The organism is Streptomyces sp. NPDC008086 (assembly GCF_042957325.1).
GTDB lineage: Bacteria > Actinomycetota > Actinomycetes > Streptomycetales > Streptomycetaceae > Streptomyces.
In genome coordinates, this window is sequence record NZ_JBIBIA010000004.1 from 210,675 (window position 1) to 228,473 (window position 17,799).

At 70.8% G+C, this 17,799-nt stretch carries 16 protein-coding genes, 1 tRNA gene and 1 pseudogene; 10 read left to right on the forward strand and 8 right to left on the reverse strand.

Annotated elements, in window-relative coordinates; all coding sequences use genetic code 11:
- The first annotated feature begins 35 nt into the window (after positions 1–35).
- From ACFZBP_RS15170 to ACFZBP_RS15180, 3 genes are all read left to right on the forward strand, one after another.
- The gene (locus tag ACFZBP_RS15170) at positions 36–347 is read left to right on the forward strand and encodes a DUF6412 domain-containing protein (RefSeq protein ID WP_391413338.1); all 312 of its coding nucleotides are present in this window, start codon (positions 36–38) and stop codon (positions 345–347) included.
- Positions 348–594: 247 nt separating this feature from the next.
- Positions 595–1,311 carry a YidC/Oxa1 family membrane protein insertase gene (locus ACFZBP_RS15175; protein ID WP_383454744.1) on the forward strand — a complete coding sequence of 239 codons (717 nt, stop codon included), beginning with the start codon at positions 595–597 and terminating at the stop codon, positions 1,309–1,311.
- A gap of 179 nt (positions 1,312–1,490) precedes the next feature.
- Complete coding sequence (locus ACFZBP_RS15180; protein ID WP_383454741.1) at positions 1,491–2,348, forward strand: fumarylacetoacetate hydrolase family protein; 858 nt, start codon at positions 1,491–1,493, stop codon at positions 2,346–2,348.
- 298 nt (positions 2,349–2,646) lie between these two features.
- On the opposite strand, the gene ACFZBP_RS15185 is transcribed toward ACFZBP_RS15180, so the two are convergent.
- From ACFZBP_RS15185 to ACFZBP_RS15195, 3 genes are all read right to left on the reverse strand, one after another.
- Positions 2,647–3,501 carry a TIGR03620 family F420-dependent LLM class oxidoreductase gene (locus ACFZBP_RS15185; protein WP_391414095.1) on the reverse strand — a complete coding sequence of 285 codons (855 nt, stop codon included), beginning with the start codon at positions 3,499–3,501 and terminating at the stop codon, positions 2,647–2,649.
- Positions 3,502–3,639: 138 nt separating this feature from the next.
- A complete protein-coding gene (locus ACFZBP_RS15190) occupies positions 3,640–4,173 on the reverse strand; it encodes a heme-degrading domain-containing protein (protein ID WP_391413341.1) in 534 nt (177 codons plus the stop codon).
- Complete coding sequence (locus tag ACFZBP_RS15195) at positions 4,170–5,243, reverse strand: Gfo/Idh/MocA family oxidoreductase (protein ID WP_391413342.1); 1,074 nt, start codon at positions 5,241–5,243, stop codon at positions 4,170–4,172. The genes ACFZBP_RS15190 and ACFZBP_RS15195 overlap by 4 nt, the downstream gene beginning before the upstream one ends.
- A gap of 147 nt (positions 5,244–5,390) precedes the next feature.
- Here ACFZBP_RS15195 and ACFZBP_RS15200 point away from each other — a divergent pair, with 147 nt between their 5' ends.
- From ACFZBP_RS15200 to ACFZBP_RS15225, 6 genes and pseudogenes are all read left to right on the forward strand, one after another.
- Entirely contained in the window at positions 5,391–6,635 is a 1,245-nt protein-coding gene (locus tag ACFZBP_RS15200; protein WP_391414097.1) for an ROK family protein, read from the forward strand.
- Between the two features lie 148 nt (positions 6,636–6,783).
- Positions 6,784–7,698 (forward strand): hypothetical protein, encoded by a 915-nt coding sequence (locus tag ACFZBP_RS15205; RefSeq protein WP_391413345.1) that lies wholly within the window; start codon positions 6,784–6,786, stop codon positions 7,696–7,698.
- A 15-nt stretch (positions 7,699–7,713) separates the two neighbouring features.
- Positions 7,714–7,996, forward strand: a pseudogene (locus ACFZBP_RS15210) (HAD hydrolase-like protein); the annotation flags it as partial.
- A gap of 109 nt (positions 7,997–8,105) precedes the next feature.
- Positions 8,106–8,885, forward strand: coding sequence for an HAD-IIA family hydrolase (locus ACFZBP_RS15215; RefSeq protein ID WP_383454727.1), 780 nt, complete (start codon positions 8,106–8,108; stop codon positions 8,883–8,885).
- Positions 8,886–8,988: 103 nt separating this feature from the next.
- The gene (locus ACFZBP_RS15220; RefSeq protein WP_383454724.1) at positions 8,989–9,531 is read left to right on the forward strand and encodes a hypothetical protein; all 543 of its coding nucleotides are present in this window, start codon (positions 8,989–8,991) and stop codon (positions 9,529–9,531) included.
- A 2-nt stretch (positions 9,532–9,533) separates the two neighbouring features.
- The gene (locus ACFZBP_RS15225) at positions 9,534–10,199 is read left to right on the forward strand and encodes a class F sortase (protein WP_383454721.1); all 666 of its coding nucleotides are present in this window, start codon (positions 9,534–9,536) and stop codon (positions 10,197–10,199) included.
- A gap of 231 nt (positions 10,200–10,430) precedes the next feature.
- Here the strand turns inward: ACFZBP_RS15225 and ACFZBP_RS15230 are convergent, their stop codons facing one another.
- Positions 10,431–11,210: a GAF and ANTAR domain-containing protein gene (locus tag ACFZBP_RS15230; protein WP_383454719.1), complete on the reverse strand. Its 780-nt coding sequence runs from the start codon at positions 11,208–11,210 to the stop codon at positions 10,431–10,433.
- Positions 11,211–11,375: 165 nt separating this feature from the next.
- Here ACFZBP_RS15230 and ACFZBP_RS15235 point away from each other — a divergent pair, with 165 nt between their 5' ends.
- On the forward strand, positions 11,376–12,407 hold the full coding sequence (locus ACFZBP_RS15235; RefSeq protein WP_391413348.1) for a glycoside hydrolase family 6 protein: 1,032 nt from the start codon (positions 11,376–11,378) through the stop codon (positions 12,405–12,407).
- Positions 12,408–12,472: 65 nt separating this feature from the next.
- Here the strand turns inward: ACFZBP_RS15235 and ACFZBP_RS15240 are convergent, their stop codons facing one another.
- From ACFZBP_RS15240 to ACFZBP_RS15255, 4 genes are all read right to left on the reverse strand, one after another.
- Entirely contained in the window at positions 12,473–14,410 is a 1,938-nt protein-coding gene (locus ACFZBP_RS15240) for a galactose oxidase-like domain-containing protein (RefSeq protein ID WP_391413350.1), read from the reverse strand.
- A complete protein-coding gene (locus ACFZBP_RS15245; RefSeq protein ID WP_391413352.1) occupies positions 14,407–16,419 on the reverse strand; it encodes a glycosyltransferase family 2 protein in 2,013 nt (670 codons plus the stop codon). The genes ACFZBP_RS15240 and ACFZBP_RS15245 overlap by 4 nt, the downstream gene beginning before the upstream one ends.
- Positions 16,420–16,745: 326 nt before the next feature.
- Positions 16,746–17,462: an FCD domain-containing protein gene (locus ACFZBP_RS15250; RefSeq protein ID WP_391413354.1), complete on the reverse strand. Its 717-nt coding sequence runs from the start codon at positions 17,460–17,462 to the stop codon at positions 16,746–16,748.
- 263 nt (positions 17,463–17,725) lie between these two features.
- Positions 17,726–17,799, reverse strand: a tRNA-Lys gene (locus tag ACFZBP_RS15255).

Below are 17,799 nucleotides of genomic sequence, written 5' to 3' on the forward strand. Positions count from 1 at the left end.
CGAGCTGAACACGGTACGGACGGGAGGGGCAGCCGATGATCCGCAGTCGGGCCGGTCTGCGTCCCGCCGCCGCGCTGGTGCTCCTCTTCCTCGAGGTCGTGCTGCTCGACTCGGGCAGCCTCTCCGCGACCGTCGCGCTCGCGGCGACCGCGGCCGCGAGTTCGGCGTTCGCCGTCTGCTCGCTGCTCGCCTCGCGCGCCGCGCCCGCCGTGGCGCCGACCCGGGTGCGTACGGCCATCCGCGACCGGGCCCGCCGTACGGCATTCCTGCCCCAACGCGACCCCGACGCCTCGGGCCGGCCACGGCCCAGGGCGCCCGGACACGCCCTCCCGGCGACCGTCGCGTAGGGCAGGCAGGGCACGCAAGCACGCACAGAAGCAGTAACCAGCAACCAGCGACCAGGAGCAGCGCGTCGGCTACAGCGCGCCAGTAGCAGCGCGTCGGCTACAGCGCGCCAGTAGCAGCGTGCCACCCACGGCGTATCAGCGACAGCACCCCAGCCTGTGACCCGCGCGGGTCGTCATGCCGCCATTCCGCCATGCCGCTTCCGGCATGGTCCGTTCCGGCACGACGAGACCCTCGGAGGGCTCACCCATGTCCGTTTTCGCCGACCTTGTTCAGCGGCTCGCCGATCTGCTCCAGCCGCTGTTCGGCGCGTCCGCGGCCGCCGCCGCGATCGTCCTGTTCACCGCGTTCGTACGACTGCTCGTGCATCCGCTGTCCCGGGCCTCCGCGCGCGGCCAGAAGGCGCGGACCGAGTTGCAGCCGAAGATCGCCGAGCTGCGCAAGAAGCACGCCAAGAACCCCGAGAAGCTCCAGCGGGCCGTACTGGAGCTGCACGCCGAGGAAAAGGTGTCGCCGCTGGCCGGATGCCTGCCGGGGCTGTTCCAGCTGCCGGCCTTCTTCCTCCTCTACCACCTCTTCTCGAACACGACGATCGGTGGAAAGGCGAACGAACTGCTCAGCCACCAGCTGTTCGCCGCGCCCCTCGGGGACCGGTGGGCCGACGCGCTCGGCGACGGCGGGGTGCTCGGGGGAGCGGGGCTCGTGTACCTCGGGCTCTTCGTGGTCGTCGCCTGCGTCGCCGTGTTCAACTACCGCCGGACGAAGCGGATGATGGCCGCGAACCCGGCCGTGCCCGTGGCCGATGGGCAGCAGCCGGTGCCGGGGATGGGGGCCATGAGCAAGGTCATGCCGTTCATGTCCTTCTTCACGCTCTTCACCGTGGCGGTGGTGCCGCTGGCGGCCGCGCTGTACGTGGTGACCAGTACGACGTGGAGCGCGGTGGAACGGGCCGCCCTCTATCGCTGAGCCGCGGGCACGTGCCCTACGGTCCCGGGCCTACGGTCCTCCGGGCCCACGGTCCTCCGGCCTACGGTCCAGTACGTGAACCGGGTATTGCGGAGTGGCCGTCGACCTTGGAGGATCGACCAGTCCTCCGATGGCTGCACCCGTCGGATGGGCGCACGCGATCGAGGGAGATTGTGATCATGAAGCTGCTGCGAGTCGGTACGGCGGGAGCGGAGACGCCTGCGTTGCTCGACGCCGAGGGGGTTCTGCGGGACCTCTCCGGTGTGGTGCCGGACATCGACGGGCCGCTGCTCGCCGACGACGCGGCGCTCGGCCGGATCCGGGCCGCCGCGGAGGCCGGGGAGCTGCCCGCGCTGGACGCGGCCGGGCTGCGGATCGGGCCGCCGCTCGCCCGGATCGGCAAGGTCGTGTGCATCGGGCTGAACTACCACGACCACGCCCGCGAGACCGGCGCCGAGCCGCCCGCCGAGCCGGTCGTCTTCTTCAAGGCCGCGGACACCGTCGTGGGCCCGGACGACACGGTGCTCGTGCCGCGGCGGTCGACGAAGACCGACTGGGAGGTCGAGCTCGCGGTCGTCATCGGACGTACGGCCCGCTATCTGGAGTCCGCCGAGGAGGCGCTCGCGCATGTCGCCGGGTACGCGGTGGCGCACGACGTGTCCGAGCGGGAGTTCCAGATCGAGCGGGGCGGGACCTGGGACAAGGGGAAGAACTGCGAGACGTTCAACCCGCTCGGGCCGTGGCTGGTGACGGCGGACGAGGTGCCGGACCCGCAGAACCTCGCGCTGCGGCTGTGGGTCAACGGGGAGTTGAAGCAGGACGGCACCACGGCCGAGCAGATCTTCCCGGTCGCGGAGGTCGTGCGCTACGTCAGCCAGTTCATGACGCTGTACCCCGGTGACGTCATCAACACCGGTACGCCGGCGGGGGTGGCCCTCGGCCAGCCCGAGCCGAAGCCGTTCCTGCGGGCCGGGGACGTCGTGGAGCTGGAGATCGAGGGGCTCGGGCGGCAGCGGCAGGAGTTCAAGGACGCGTAGGCGCTCCGCTGGGAGAGCCGGGGGGGCTGGGGGCCGGGAAGTCGGGAGTCTGCGCCCGGTGTCGAGCCGGGCCCAGTATCCGCCGTCCGCCGTCCGCCGTCCGCCGTCCGCCGTCCGCCGTCCGCCGTCCGCGTCCGCGCCGGCTCCGCGCCCATGCCCCGAGAGGCGCGGAGCCGTACGCCGGCCCAGCCCTGCGCCTCCCGGTGCATCAGCCCCGCGCTTCCCGGTGCATCAACCCTGCGCCCCCGGTGCATCAACCCTGCACCTCCTGCGTGCGTCAGCCCGCCGGGGCGGCCGGTCACGTCAGCAGTGAAGTGATCCGGCGCCAAGCCTCCCGCGGAAGTGCCTCGCGCGAACCTCCGTCCACCACCTGCAGGGCCACGTGGTCCGCCCCCGCCGCGACGAAGGAGTCGATCCGCTTCCGGATCGCGGCCTCGTCGCCCCACGCGAACACCGCGTCGATGAGACGGTCGCTGCCGCCGTCCCGCAGGTCGTCCTCGGTGAAGCCGTGCCGCAGGAAGTTGTCGGTGTAGTTCGGCAGGGTGAGGTAGATGGCCAGGGAGTCGCGGGCAAGGGTCCGGGCCCGGTCCGGATCCGTTTCCAGGATCACCTTCAACTCCGGTGCCAGGAGCGGGACTTCGCCCAGAATCTCGCGGGCCCGGGCGGTGTGCTCGGGGGTGACCAGGTACGGGATCGAACCGGCCGCCCGATCGCGGGCCAGGTCCAGCGTCCTGGGACCCAGGGCCGCCAGGAGGCGGCGGTCCGAGGGGACGCCGGCCTCGTCCAGCTCGTCGAGATAGGCGACGAGCGCCGAGTAGGGGCGCCGGTACTGCTCGGCGAACTTCGCGTGGCTGACGCCGAGGCCGAGCACGAACCGGCCCGGATACGCCGCCTCCACCTCGGCGAAGCCGGCCGCGCTCGCGGCGGCGTCGTACTGCCAGATGCTCTGGATGCTGGTGCCGACGGCGAGCGTCGACGTGGCCTCCAGGAGCGGCACGGCGTGACGGGCGGCGCTGCTGCCGCCCAGCCAGACGGCGCCGTAGCCCAGCTGCTCCAACTCGGCGGCCGCCTCGGCGAGTTCGCCACGTCGGGCCGGGTCCTCCGAGCGCAGGCCGACGCTCCAGATGCCGTGGCGTCCGACGGACCTCTGCAAGGCGCCATCGGCCGGGCTGTCGGTCACGCGGCTGTCGTTCACCGGGCTGTCGGCCACTATCCGGTCACTCACGACGCTGTCCCTCCGGTCGGTTCCCGTACGGGGGTACCAACCGGAGGGCGCCGCCGGTTCTTCCCGTCAGCGCTTCAGGAACTCCTCGAGGGCCTCCACGACGAGCCGGTGGTCCTCCAACTGCGGCAACCCGCTCACCGTGACCGACCCGACGACCCCGACGCCCTCCACGTTGATCGGGAACGAACCCCCGTGCGCCGCGTAGACGTCGGGGTCCAGACGGGAGGAGTCCTCGAACGTCGTGCCCTTGGCACGGAAGCGGGCGCCGACGACGTAGGACGAGGCGCCGTAGCGCTCCACGACCCGGCGCTTGCGGGCGATCCAGGCGTCGTTGTCCGGGGTGGACCCGGGCAGGGCAGCGTGGAAGAGCTGCTGGCCGGCACGGTGGATGTCGATGGCGACCGGGGCCTGGCGCTCGCGGGCCAGCTCGACCAGCAGGGAGCCCAGGGCCCAGGCGTCGTCGTGGGTGAACCGGCCGAAGACCAGCCGGCGTTCCTGCGCCTCCAGCTCCTCCAGGGGCGGGGTGAGCTCCGGGTGGAACTTCGGGGTGAGTTCCGGGCTGTGGGTCTTGCCCGGCTTGCTCGTCTTGTGCGTCGTCACAGGGTCACCGCCACTCCGTCGTGGGCCGAACGACGCGCCGCCTCCAGCACGTCGAGGGCGGCGGCCGCCTCCAGGGCGGACACCGGGTTGGGGCCGCCGGCCAGCAGTGCCTCCGCCACGGCCGCATAGTAGGCGGGGTAGTCGCCGGGGAGGGTGGGTTCGGCGCGGCCGCCGCCCGTCAGCGGGGACTCGCCGGCGCCCACCCGGCCCCACATCGACTCGGGTTCCGTGCCCCACTCCGTGCCCGCGCCGGGCCGCAGCCCCTCCCGCAGCGCCGCCTCCTGCGGATCGAGGCCGTACTTCACATAGCCCGCCTTCGAGCCCAGCACCCGGAAACGCGGGCCGAGCTGGGCGGTCGTCGCGGAGGCGTACAGATGGGAGCGGACGCCGTTCGCGTGCGTCAGCGCGATGAACGTGTCGTCGTCCGTCTCCGCCCCGGCCCGGCGGACGGCCGCCTCCGCGTACACCTGGGTGACCGGGCCGAAGAGCACCAAGGCCTGGTCGACGACATGGCTGCCGAGGTCGTAGAGCAGACCTCCGATCTCTGCCGGGTCGCCGGACTCCCGCCAGCCGCCCTTGGTCTGCGGACGCCAGCGTTCGAAACGGGACTCGAAGCGCCATACGTCGCCCAGTTCGCCCTCGGCCAGGAGTCGACGCAGGGTCAGGAAGTCGTTGTCCCAACGGCGGTTCTGGAAGACGGACAGGAGCAGCCCGCGCTCCTGCGCGAGTGCCGCCAGCTCACGTGCCTCGGCCGCCGTGCCGGCGATCGGCTTGTCGACGACGACAGGGAGGCCCGCCTTCAGGGCGGCCGTCGCGAGCGGTACGTGCGTCTTGTTGGGGGACGCGATGACGACCAGGTCGAGGTCGGCGGCGCGGGCGAGCAGCTCGTCGGGCGTGGCGACGACGCGTACGTCCGGGTGCTCGGCGGTGGCCTGCTTCTGCCGCTCGGGGTTCGACGTGACCACCGTGTCCAGGGCGAGCCCCTCGGTGGTGGCGATCAGCGGGGCGTGGAAGACGGAACCGGCCAGGCCGTAGCCGACCAGGCCGACGCGGAGGGGAGTAGCACTCATACCGCCCACTTTCGCAACGCTGTTGCCAAAGTGCAAGCGCCGGGGACAATGGACGGCGTGAACAGGACGAAGGACGGCGTGGACAGCGTGGACAGCGTGGGCGGCGTGGCCGGAGTCGGTGGCGCAGCCCTGCGGAGCCGCGACTCGATGCGGCTGGGCGCCCTGCGCAGTCACAACACCGCGCTCGTGCTCGACCTGCTGCGCACGGCCGGTCCCGAGGGCATCAGCCGGCTCGAACTCGCCGAGCGCACCGGCCTCACCCCGCAGGCGGTCAGCAAGATCACCGCGCGGCTGCGGGAGGACGGACTCGCGGCGGAGGCGGGGCACCGCGCGTCCACGGGCGGCAAGCCGCGCACCGTGCTGCGGCTGGTGCCGGAGGCCGGGCACGCGGTCGGCGTGCATCTGGACCGGGACGAGCTGACGGCCGTGCTCTGCGATTTGACCGGGGCCGTGGTGGCTCGGCGCCGGGCCCCGCTGGACCTGGGGGCGGGCGCGGAGACGGTCGTGGAGCGGGCGGTGCGGGCGGTGGGGGAGCTGACGGCCGACGCGGCGAGGACGGCTGGGGCGACCGAGGTGACGGGGGCGGCAGACGGGGCTGGGGCGGTAGACAGGGCTGGGGCGATAGGCGGAGCTCGGGCGGCAGACGAGGCGGGAGTGGCCGGTGGTGGGCCTCGGCCGGGCGCCGTGCTCGGCGTCGGCGTCGCGCTGCCCGGGCCCCTCGACCATCGGCGCGGGGTGCTGCACCGCGTCACGGGGTTCCCGGAGTGGAACGGCTTCCCGCTGCGGGACGTGCTCGCGCGGCGCCTCTCGCTGCCGGTCGTCGTCGACAAGGACACCAACGCCGCCGCCCTCGGGCTCGCGGTCGGCGGGGAGACCGCGTCCGGCACGTCCTTCGCGTATCTGCACTTCGGCGCGGGCGTCGGCGGAGGGCTCGTGATCGGGGGAGCGGTGCACCGGGGGGCCCGTACGGGCGCCGGGGAGTTCGGGCACCAGGTCGTCCAGCTGGACGGCCCGCCCTGCGAGTGCGGCAACCGCGGCTGCGTCGAGGCGCTGTGCCTGGCCGCCGTGGCGCGCGGCGACCTGGCGGAGGCGGCCCGCGTGCTCGGCACGGCCGTCGGCAACCTGGTCGCGCTGCTCGACGTCGACCTCGTCCTGCTGGGCGGCCGCACGGTCGCCGCCGCGCCGGACACCTTCGTACGCGGCGTCACCGCCGTCCTCCACGAACGCGCCCGGCGCGCGGGCGAGGACGCGGTGCCGGTACGGGTTGCCTCCGGCGGGGGAGCAGGGGGAGGCGCAGGAGCAGGCGGAGGCGGTGCGCGCGCTGAGCGCGGGGTCGCCGAGGGCGCCGCCCAGCTGCTGCTGGCGCCGCTGTTCGGGCGCGCCGAGGGGTGACGGGGCGCGTGCGCTGAACGACGTGGCGCATCCCCCTGACCGACGTAGCGCGTCCCCTGATCGACACCGCGCCTGCGCTGATCGAGCGGACTTTCGATGCCGTACGGAATGGCAGCGCCCGATCCCCGCCCGCACCCGGCATGGTCATGTGTTCATGCGACTACTGCACTCACCCGCTCCCCTCTGCCTCGCAGCAGCCGCCCTTCTCGCCGCTGCGCCCCCGGTGCGCGCGGAACCTCCCGTCGCGCTGCCCAGCTGCGTCACCGACGACGGGGACTTCCCCCTCACCACCCGGCTGCACGGCGGCCCCGGCTCCTACACGGCCGGCGGCGGATTCGGCACCTGGTACCTGGACCTCACCAACACCACCGGCCGGACCTGCACCGGCATCCACCCCGTCGTCGTCCTCGTCGACGGCAAGCGCGCCCTCAAGCCGTCCCAGCCGCGCCTGGAGTTCTACGGGACCCCGATGGGCGACCCGGAAGCCCCGGGGCGCTCGGACCGCCCGGTCGAGGCCGGTGACACGGCCCGTGACCCGGCCGGGGACCGGCCCCTCCCCGTCCGTTTCGAGACCACCGACGAGGACGAACTCGTAGGAGCCTTCGACGGCTTCGGCGGCTTCACCGTCGGCCCCCGCAAGACCGTCACCGTCAAGATCAGGCTCGCGGTCACCTCGGACGCCGTACCGAACGAGGTCACCGCCAACGCGGCCGTCGTACAGCGCCACGACGGCGACGGCGAGTGGGTGGGCCAGTCCAACGACTACCGCTTCACCATCGACACCGACCCGACGGACCCGACCGACCCGACCGGTGACGCCGACGCGGCCGACCCCTCCGATCCGGCCGCCCCCGCCGACCGCGACTCCTCGACGGACCCGGCCGCCTCCGCCGCCCCCAACGCCTCGGCCAGCCCCCGCACCGGCGCCGCCGGGAACGAGCTCTCCCTCGCCGACGAACTCGCCCGCACCGGCCTCTTCCCGCCCCCCGGCGCCACCCTCGCCGCCACCGCGGCCTTCGTCCTCGCCGGTGGCGCGCTCCTGCTCGCCCGGAGGCGCCGCTGAGACCTCTTTCCCCGCCCGGCGGACGCCGGGGGCCGGGGGCGGCCGTACCCCGACATGGTCCTCACCGCGTTCCTGCGGACGGCGGCCGCCGACGGCGTACGGCAGGCAGCTCGCGGTCGTCGGCGACACCTCGTACGACATGCTCAGCGGCGTCCGGGCGGGCGCGGGCGTCGTCGCCGGAGTCCTGACCGGCGCGCACGACGCGCAGGCGCTGAGGTCGGCGGGCGCGACCCATGTGCTGGGCTCCGTCGCCGAGCTGCCGGGGCTGCTCGCGGGTCCGACATCCGGTACGTGGTGATCGGCGGGGTCAGGATCAGCCACTCCTGATTACCCTGGGGGCGTCGGTACGGCGTGGTTCCGGCGCCTCCCCCGCTCATCCGTACGTACGCCAGGAGAGTCCCAGCACCATGGCAGACCGCAAGCCCATCGAGTCCTGGCTCACCGACATGGACGGTGTGCTCATCCACGAGGGCGTACCGATCCCCGGCGCCGACGCCTTCATCAAGAAGCTGCGCGAGTCCGGCAAGCCCTTCCTCGTCCTCACCAACAACTCGATGTACACCCCGCGCGACCTGCACGCCCGGCTGAACCGCATGGGCCTGGAAGTGCCGATCGAGAACATCTGGACCTCGGCGCTCGCCACCGCCAAGTTCCTCGACGACCAGCGCCCCGGCGGCTCGGCGTACGTCATAGGAGAGGCCGGTCTGACGACCGCGCTGCACGACATCGGCTACATCCTCACCGACCACGAGCCGGACTACGTCGTCCTCGGCGAGACCCGCACCTACTCCTTCGAGGCCATGACCAAGGCGGTCCGCCTCATCAACGCCGGCGCCCGGTTCATCTGCACCAACCCCGACGAGACGGGCCCGTCGGCCGAGGGCCCGCTGCCCGCCACCGGAGCCGTCGCCGCCCTGATCACCAAGGCGACCGGCAAGCAGCCGTACTTCGCGGGCAAGCCCAACCCGCTGATGATGCGGACCGGCCTGAACGCCATCGGCGCCCACTCCGAGAGCAGCGCCATGATCGGCGACCGCATGGACACCGACGTCCTGGCCGGCATGGAGGCCGGCATGCAGACGTTCCTGGTCCTCACCGGCCTGACCCTGCCCCAGCAGGTCGAGAACTTCCCGTACCGGCCGTCCAAGATCGTGGACTCCATCGCGGACCTCGTCGACCGGATCTGAAACGCCCGGTACGCGCGACACAACCCGTACGGAGCAGCGCGGGCCCCGCTGGGATGCGGGGCCCGGGCCGCGGGGGGAGTCTCCAGGTAACTGGAGGTTCACGATGGGATCACTGCGCGTCACCCTCTGTGCCATCGCCGCCCTGGGCACGGTCGCCGTCACCCCGGCGGCATACGCGGCGGACGGGGGTGGTGTCTCGGTCAGCCCGTCCGCACCCCGCCCCGGCGGCGACATCGCGCTGCTGGTGAGCGGATGTCGGGAGAAGACCGCCCTGGCCGTCTCCACGGCGTTCGTCGCCGACGCCCGCCTCACCGTCGGCGCCGACGGCACCCTCGTCGGCCAGAGCCGCATCCGCTCCACGCTCACGGCGGGCACCTACGACGTGAAGGTCGCCTGCGGTGACACCTCCCGCGCGGGCGCCGTCACCGTCGCCGGCAAGGGAACCCGGCCCGCGGCCCACGCCTCCCCCGTCGCCCCGGTCGAGGCCGGCGGCGGTGGCACCGCCCACCTCTCCGTCGTGGACGCCCGCGCCGCCGGCCCCGGCACGGCGCACACCGTGACCGGGCTGGTCCTCGCCGGCGTCGCCGCGACCGCCGTGGCGCTGCGCAGCGCCCGCCGGGGCCGCGGGCAGGGCAGGCCGCACTGACCATGTCCGACCACGAACGCCCCGCCCACGGCGGCCGCCTCGTGATGGGCCTTGCCTGGGCCGTGCTGCTGCTCGGGCTGTGGCTGTGGGGCCGGGAACTCACCGGCGTACGGCAGGGCATATCCGCACCCGTCTCCGGCGACGTCGCGGCCGTGGGCCGACCGCCCCGCCTGGACCTGCCGCCGGCCGCCCACCCGCTCGGCGACGCGCTCCCGCAACGCCTCGACATCCCCGGCCTGAAGATCCAGGCCCCGGTCGTCGCCCGAGGCCTCGACGCCCAGGGCGCCATCGCCGCCCCGCCCTACGACCAGGCCGCCCAGGTCGGCTGGTACGCGGCAGGCGTGAAGCCCGGAGCCGTCGGCGCCGCCCTCCTGGTCGGCCACGTCGACACCCAGACCCGCCCGGCCGTCTTCTACAAGCTCAGCACTCTCGAACCGGGGGCGACGATCCGCGTGCTCCGCGACGACGGCAGCCTCGCCGAGTTCACCGTCGAGGACGTCCAGGCCGTCCCCCGAGCCCGCTTCGACGCCCACCAGGCCTACGGCCCCCACCACTCGGGCCGCGCCGAGCTACGCCTGATCACCTGCGGCGGCACCTTCGACCGCACGACGCAGCGCTACACGGCCAATGTGATCGTGTCGGCGTACCTGACCGGCACGGGTCTGTGAGAAGGACGGCACGGGCGCGTACCTGGCCCGGTCGACGGCCCGCTCCCCCCGAAGCCGTCGACCGGGCTGGTCCTCGACCGCGCGCGCACGGGTTGCGGGAGTAACCCGGCGACCGGCGCGGGAGGCATGGTGATGACCAGAGCGGGAGATGGTCCGACCGGGGGCTGGGGCCGTCCGGAAACGACTGTAGAACGGATGACGGCCCGGGCCTAGAGGAAGTTCGACAGAGGACTACGCGCCTCCCTCGTCCCGCGCCCGTTCCGCCTCCCGGCGCAGCTCGGCGTCGTCCGCGACCCGGTCGACGACCTCGCCCGCGACCTGGTCCAGCGGTACCCGGCGGCGGCGCGCGTACTGCCGCAGCGCCACGAAGGCGTGGTCGGCGGCCGTGTTCCAGCGCTCGGCGAGCATGCCCTTGGCCTGCTCGACGCGCACCCTGCTGGACAGGGCCTGCTGCAACTGACCGGCGAGGGTGCGGCATTGGACGTACGCCGTGTGGTTCTCCAGCCCGAGGGCCGCGCAGTCGGCGATGAGCTGGGCCAGCCGCAGCGTCGTACCGTCGTCCGGGCGGGGGCCGTCGGGCAGGTCACGGACGAAGACGTTGAGCGCGCCCAGCGGCCGCTGGTGGCGGAGCAACGGAACCGCGTACGTGGCCGCGATGTCGTGGACCAGCGCCCGCTCGGTGAACCCGGGCCAGCGAGCGGCCGCCCGGGCCGCCCGGATCGACACCGGCGGCACCGGCCGCCCGGAGCCGTAACTGTCCAGACAGGGCCCGCCGTCGCGCTGCGCCTCCAGCAGATCACGAGCGATCGCCTGCTGCGCGCCGCTCGCCGCCAGCGACACCGTCCGGTCCCCGTCGACCAGCATGAACCCCGCGGCCTGCGCCGACAGTAATCGCACACAGTGGTCGGCGAGCCCCGACAAGTAGGGTCCGGCCTCGAACCCGTCCGCGAGGGTGTCCGCCGCCCCCACCAACGCCTCCGCCAGCAGGATCTCCCGGGTGGATGGGTGCATGACCGCACACTCCCCTTCTCCTGTTCCACGGTTCCCCTGTCGTGCCGTCCTCGGAGCCGTCTTAGTGGCTGTAACAGCTCCCGGACAAGGCTCGGCGACCTCGTGTGCCCCACGACACGTATGTCAGGATTGAACCTTGGAACAGAGCACCCGAGGGGGAGCTGGATGTACCTGAAGAGGGGGGCCTGGAGGGGGGCTCGCGCGCGGACTTCCGCGATGGTGCTGGGGGCGGCACTGCTGATCGCGGGCTGTTCCTCCGGGGACGGCGAGGAGCCGGACGACAACGCCGGCGCCGGGATCAGCCAACAGCCCAAGGAGACCGACCCGTTCTGGGTGAACCCGGACGGGAACGCGGCAGAGCAGGTGGCGGCCTACGAGAAGGCCGACAAGAAGGAGGACGCCGAGAAGATCCGCAAGATAGCTCAGCAGCCGACCGGCGAGTGGATCGGCCCGGAGAACCCGGAGCAGGAGGCCCGCGGCTACACCGAGGCCGCCGACAAGGCCGGCCGTACGGCCCTGCTGGTCCTCTACAACATCCCGCACCGCGACTGCGGCCAGTACTCCCAGGGCGGCGCCGCCGACGGCAACGCCTACCGGGCCTGGATCGAGGGTGTGGCCAAGGGGATCGAGGACCGGTCCACGACGGTGATCCTGGAGCCCGACGCCGTGCTGCACCTGGTGGACGGCTGCACCCCGGGGGAGTTCCACGAGGAGCGCTACGACCTCCTCAAGGGCGCCATCACCAAGCTCAAGTCCCTGAAGAACACCAAGGTCTACCTGGACGCGGGCAACGCCGGCTGGGGTCACCCCGACCAGATCTTCGAGCCCCTGAAGTGGGCCGGCATCGACCAGGCCGACGGCTTCGCCGTCAACGTCTCCAACTTCTACACGACGAAGGACTCGATCGCGTACGGCAAACAGCTCTCCACCAAGGTGGGCGACAAGCCGTTCGTCATCGACACCAGCCGCAACGGCAACGGCCCGTACACCGGGGGCGACCCGGACGAGCGCTGGTGCAACCCGCCGGGCCGCGCCCTGGGCGAGACCCCGACGACCAAGACGTCGGACCCGCTCGTCGACGCGTATGTCTGGGTCAAGCGGCCCGGTGAATCGGACGGCGAGTGCAAGGGCGGCCCGAAGGCGGGCGAGTGGTGGCCCGAGTACGCCTTGAAGTTGGCGGAAGCGACAACCTCCTAGGGGAACTGCACGAGAAACCACGACGCTCCCGCACCCGAAGAACTAGGTGCGGGAGCGTTGAGGCATTAAGGCACTCGAACCCACTGCGCCTTGCTGGGCGTCCCCTGGTCATCCGTGACAAACAGCATGTACCACCCCGACGGCACCAGATTCCGATTCGTCGGCACACTCACCGTCAGCTTGTCCCCGGACTTCTCGAAGTCCAGCTTCACCGACCGCTGATCCACGTCAGTGACATGCGTGGACGCACTGGGCCGAATCAACCGCACATTCTGGATCGACGACGCGTGCTGCGAGGTGAACGTCCCCGTCCCGCCCCGCTTGATCGTCTGCGGCCCACCCGACAACGACGGCTGAGCGTCCCGGTACAGATACGGCGGCGTATAGATCTCGATCCGCTGCTCGAACTTCCCCGGCTTGGTGTTCGCCTTGTCGGCGTACAGCGAGTCCGACCCGAAGAACATCACCCGCCCGTCGGGCAACAGGATCGACCCCGAGTGGTAGTTCCGGCCCACCAGTGGATCGGCGACCCGGTCAAGGGTGTTCGCCCCCGGCCGGTACAGATGCGCCTGAAGGATGTTGGAATCCCCGCGCCCGCGGTAGTCCTCGGAGCCACCCGACACCAGCACGGTGTCGTCCGGCAGCACGGACGCCTGCGGATACCGCGTGCCCTTCTCCAGCGACGGTCCGTCCACGAACTTCGGGCTGTCGGCCTTCAGGTCGATGAGCCGCGTCTTCTCGCTGGACTCTTTGGACTCGCCGACGCCACCGCCGCCGATCACCATGTACTTCTCGTCCTGCGCCGGCGGCAGCAGCACCGTGCCCGACGTCTCCATCAGCTTCGCGTCGCTCAGCCCGGGCAGCTTGCTGAACTTGTTGGTGTCCACGTCCCAGATGCCCGGGTCACGGCCCACGTTGTCCGGCCCGTAGCCCGCGTTCGACCCCGAATAGAAGATCTTGCCGTTCTCCAGCGGGAAAAGCGCCGGGTACGTCGGGAACTGCCGCACCTTCGCCGTGTACGTCCACTTCTTGGTCTTCGGGTCGTACACCTCGTTCTTGCCCGGCACCAGCTGCCCGATGTCGTCGAGGCCGGAGACGCTGAGGATCTTGCCGTCGCTCAGGGTGGTGAGCGTCGGGTACCAGCGGGCCTCGTGCATCGGGTCGACCTTGATGTACTTCTCGGCGACCGGGTCGAACTCGTAGGCGTCCCGGATCCCCTGGAAGTCCTTCTTGTCCAGGGCGATCTTCTGCGCGATGCCGTACGTGTTACGCGCGTCGGCACCGGACAGCCCCTGGATCCGGTAGTTGTCCTGGGTGCCGGTCTGGTACTTGGCGCCCTTCTTCTGCGCCTCGACATAGATCCGGCCGAGACCGGGGTCGTTGCGCAGGAACTTGCCGGTCGCCTTGTCGAAGACCTTCTTCGCGCGCGGCACCAGCACCGGGTCCTTGGAGACGAACGTCTTGCCGTTCTCCTTGCCGGTGAACTTGGTGCCCGCGGGCAGCGTGATCGGCCGGTCCGGGTTCTCGTTGTGGACGATCATCAGGCCACCGGCCTTGGTGACGTCACCCTTGAGCTTCTCGTACCGCTTCGTCCCGCCCGCGATCAGCAGGTTGCCGTTGGCCAGCTGGGTGTGGCCCGTGCAGAACAGGTCGTTCGGCGTCGGCACCTTCTTGATCGTGCCCTTGACCGGGTCCCAGATCCGGGTGTCGTACTTCTTCGCGTCGAAGTTGTCCTGGTTGTTTCCCGAGCCCGCGATCAGCAGCACCTTGCCGGTGTGCAGAAGCGCCGCGTGAATCGTGTTCTGGCGGTACTCCTCCGGGAAATCGACGATCTCCCACTTGCCGTTCTCGGCTTTGTACTCGGGTCTGTTGATCTGGTACTGGTGGTATTTCTCGGTGCCGACGCGATAGAGCCACGGCCCGTTCATTCCGGCCAGCGCGAGCACCACCGCCGTACCTATCGCGAGTCGACGGGCGCGGCGGCGGCCTGCACGGTCGTTCATTCCTTACGTCCCCCAAGTCCACCAAGGGCGATCTGCATCGTCTGATCGTTACCACTACTGCCCGACGCCGCCCAACTCGGCTTGTGCTGCGGCGCGTGCGTGCCATGCGCGGCGTGCGGGGCATGGGACGCGTGCTGCGCGGGCAGCGGCTGCGGCTCCGGCTGGTACGGCGCGGACGACTGCGCCGGGGCGGGCTGTGCCGGCACGGGCGCGGCGGGCTTCTTCTTCTCCTGCCGCAGCATGTAGCGCCAGGCGAAGATCGGCGTCGCCGTGATCAGCATGGCGAACGTCGCCCAGATGATCATCGCGGGGTGCGAGTGGCCGTACACGAAGCCGGCGGTGATCGAGGCGCCGAAGATCGCGATGAAGTACCAGTGGTAGCGGAAGGTCCCGAACCAGCGGTCGGGGCTCGCGGAGTCGCCCTTGGGGGTGACCACGAACTTGCTCTTCTTGCGCAGCGCGGAGTCGATCAGCGCCTTCGCGTACAGCGGCGCCGACAGCGCGGACATCACCATGCCGGCCACACCGCCGGAGCCCTCGGGCTCGTGCGGCGAGACGTTGTGGCGGCGGTTCCAGACGTACAGGCCGATCTGGAGCGCGGAGGCGTTGCCGTAGAGCATCAGCCAGATCGTCGGGTCGATGTTCACACCCGAGGCGCCCAGGCCCAGGAACAGCGCACAGCTCAGCGCGGCCAGGATCCAGTTGAGGGCGGACATCGGATAGAAGATGATCATCATCGTGTAGTTGAAGAGCTTGCTCGGCGGCAGCGAGTACCAGCCCTTCCAGTACTGCTTGAGGATCGTCTCGTACGTCCCTCGCGACCAGCGCATCTGCTGGGTGAAGAAGTCCGTCCAGGCGCTGGGCCCCTCACCGACGGCGAGCACGTCCGGCGTGTACACGGAACGCCACTTCTTCCCCGTCGCCGGGTTCTTGTGACGGTGGATCTCGAACCCGGTCGCCATGTCCTCGGTGATCGAGTCGTACAGACCGCCGATCTGCTTGAGCGCCTTGATGCGTACAGCGTTCGACGTACCCACGAACATCGGGGAGCCGTACTTGTTGCCAGCGCGCTGGATGAGGGCGTGGAAGAGGAACTGCTGCGACTCGGCGGCCTTGGTGACGAAGTTGTCATAGTTGCCGTACACCTGCGGGCCGATGACGAAGCCGACGTCCGGGTCGCGGAAGAAGCCGAGCATCCGCTCCAGGTAGTTGGGCAGCGGCACGTGGTCGGTGTCGACCGAGGCGAAGAAGTCGTAGTCGTCGCCGTGGGCGTCGAGCCAGGCGTTGTAGTTGCCGTGCTTGGTCTTGGCGCGGTGCGGGCCCTTGGCCTGGTTCCACTTGGCGATGCCCTTGCGGGAGAAGTGGTGCACGCCGAGCCGCGCGCACACCTCCTTGACCTCCGGGTCGTCGCCCTCGTCGAGCAGCCAGACGTGCATCAGACCCCGGTGGCGCAGCTTGACGGCCGCCTCCAGGGTCTTCGTCACCATCTCCAGCGGCTCCTTGCCGGGCACGAAGGAGGTGAGGAAGGCGACTCTCGTGCCGGTCTCCGGCACCACCGGGATCGGGTCGCGGGCGACCAGCGTGGCGTGCGCGTTGGACAGCACGTTCATGCAGCGGAAGAACTCGATCAGACCGATCGAGACGAGCATCACGATGTCGAGCGCCGGCAGGAAGTCGAAGGCCGGGTAGTCGCGCTCGGTCCAGTGCTCGGGCTGGAGCAGCCAGAACAGCAGGACCAGGGAGAGCACCGGCGCCGCGGCCAGCATCAGCGCGACCCTTATCCGGTGCGGCTCCTGCGAGATCAGCGAGCGGTACTCGACCCGGTACGGCTTGTTCGGGTCGGGCTGAGTGAGGGGGCCGGCGAGCCGGCTGTAGTGCTCGTAGTCGTACTTCGGCAGCGTCTTCTTGATCCGGCGGAAAGCTCCGGTCCTGGTCTGTGACGGCACCCTCAGCTGGGTGGTTTGAGACGGGTCGAAGTTCTGCCGGGCGCCCGTCGGCGTCGACGTCATGAGTCATCCCCCCACACGCGGGTCACCCGCGTGTCTGTCGGTTCCCTTACGACTGCTCCGGTCCCCCTCGACCGTTCACAGGCGTATCAGTGGTGGGCCGCGGTCACCACATCTTCCACACCTTAGACATGGAACTGCGACCTTCCGGTTGCATCATGCCCCCCTCGGCATGCGGTCATGAACGGGGCCCCCTATGCCCCGGCGAAAACCGGCAACCGGCTCCTTGCCCCCCAACTGCCGCGTATCCGCAGCATCTTGAAAAACCAATCACCAGGGTTCTACGTCGTTCCACATGATCGCAAGATGCGAAACGAGGTGTTTACCGGTCATACGCGCTCATTGTGGCACCTGTGGGGGTCTTGTGTGCCCGTCGTGGATACGCGGGCGCGGATGTTGCCGAAGTGCTCCCGTATGGCCTCCTCCGCCCGTATCGCGTCGCCCGACCGCACCGCCTCCACGATCTCCCGGTGCTGCCGGCAGGTGACCAGGGGATCCTGCGGGGCGCCGCCGAGATCGGTGTGGACGCGGTGGAAGGCGTCCCAGAACGCCTCCATGACCTCGCCCAGCAGCGCGTTGTCCAACCCTCGGTAGAGAGTGGCGTGAAACGCCCGGTCGGTGTCGGCGATCCCGTCGCCGCCGCGCGCCGCCTGCTCTTCCATACGGTCGACGAGCGCGTCCAGTTCAACGAGATCGGTTTCCGGCACCCGCCCCGCGAGCCGCGACACCAGCCCCGTCTCGACGGCCTCCCGCAACTGCACCAGCTGGAGCAAGGTGTCCTCGCCCCGGTAGTGCCCGGCGACGGTACGGAAGGCCAGCCCCTCGATCATCGGCGCCAGCGACATCGTCCCGACGTACGTCCCGAACCCGTGCCGGATCTCCACGATGCCCATCGCCTGCAACCCCTTGAGCGCCTCGCGCACGGAGTTCCGACTGGCACCCAGATGCTCCATCAGCTCGGGCTCCGTCGGCAGCGGGGCCCCGGAGGCCAGCCGGCGATCGATGATGAGCCTCTTGATCCGCTCCTGAAGGTCACGCGCTGCCATGACCAGAGCGTATCCGGCCAAACACCAGAAAGGCCCCTCGCTTGCACGAGGGCCTTCCGGCCGTGGGGCCAAAAGCGAAGGCCCCCCGCTGCTGCGAAGGGCCTTGCCTGTCTGTGCGCCGCCAGGGACTCGAACCCCGGACCCGCTGATGCTGCATATCCCGGGGGATGACCCCCGGACCCCCAGCCGCCTGTGGGGGTGCCGGCGTGCTCGGGTTTCATGAGCGAAGGCCCTCCGCTGCTGCGAAGGGCCTTGCCTGTCTGTGCGCCGCCAGGGACTCGAACCCCGGACCCGCTGATTAAGAGTCAGCTGCTCTAACCAACTGAGCTAGCGGCGC

Bases quoted from the DNA above. Each gene is read 5' to 3' on its own strand.
- ACFZBP_RS15215 (WP_383454727.1), top strand. From the start codon at position 8,106: ATGGCAGACCGCAAGCCCATCGAGTCCTGGCTCACCGACATGGACGGT.
- ACFZBP_RS15200 (WP_391414097.1), top strand. From the start codon at position 5,391: ATGCGGCTGGGCGCCCTGCGCAGTCACAACACCGCGCTCGTGCTCGAC.
- ACFZBP_RS15240 (WP_391413350.1), bottom strand. From the start codon at position 14,410: ATGAACGACCGTGCAGGCCGCCGCCGCGCCCGTCGACTCGCGATAGGT.
- ACFZBP_RS15175 (WP_383454744.1), top strand. From the start codon at position 595: ATGTCCGTTTTCGCCGACCTTGTTCAGCGGCTCGCCGATCTGCTCCAG.
- ACFZBP_RS15235 (WP_391413348.1), top strand. From the start codon at position 11,376: ATGTACCTGAAGAGGGGGGCCTGGAGGGGGGCTCGCGCGCGGACTTCC.
- ACFZBP_RS15180 (WP_383454741.1), top strand. From the start codon at position 1,491: ATGAAGCTGCTGCGAGTCGGTACGGCGGGAGCGGAGACGCCTGCGTTG.
- ACFZBP_RS15250 (WP_391413354.1), bottom strand. From the start codon at position 17,462: ATGGCAGCGCGTGACCTTCAGGAGCGGATCAAGAGGCTCATCATCGAT.
- ACFZBP_RS15225 (WP_383454721.1), top strand. From the start codon at position 9,534: ATGTCCGACCACGAACGCCCCGCCCACGGCGGCCGCCTCGTGATGGGC.
- ACFZBP_RS15230 (WP_383454719.1), bottom strand. From the start codon at position 11,210: ATGCACCCATCCACCCGGGAGATCCTGCTGGCGGAGGCGTTGGTGGGG.
- ACFZBP_RS15220 (WP_383454724.1), top strand. From the start codon at position 8,989: ATGGGATCACTGCGCGTCACCCTCTGTGCCATCGCCGCCCTGGGCACG.
- ACFZBP_RS15245 (WP_391413352.1), bottom strand. From the start codon at position 16,419: ATGACGTCGACGCCGACGGGCGCCCGGCAGAACTTCGACCCGTCTCAA.
- ACFZBP_RS15170 (WP_391413338.1), top strand. From the start codon at position 36: ATGATCCGCAGTCGGGCCGGTCTGCGTCCCGCCGCCGCGCTGGTGCTC.
- ACFZBP_RS15195 (WP_391413342.1), bottom strand. From the start codon at position 5,243: ATGAGTGCTACTCCCCTCCGCGTCGGCCTGGTCGGCTACGGCCTGGCC.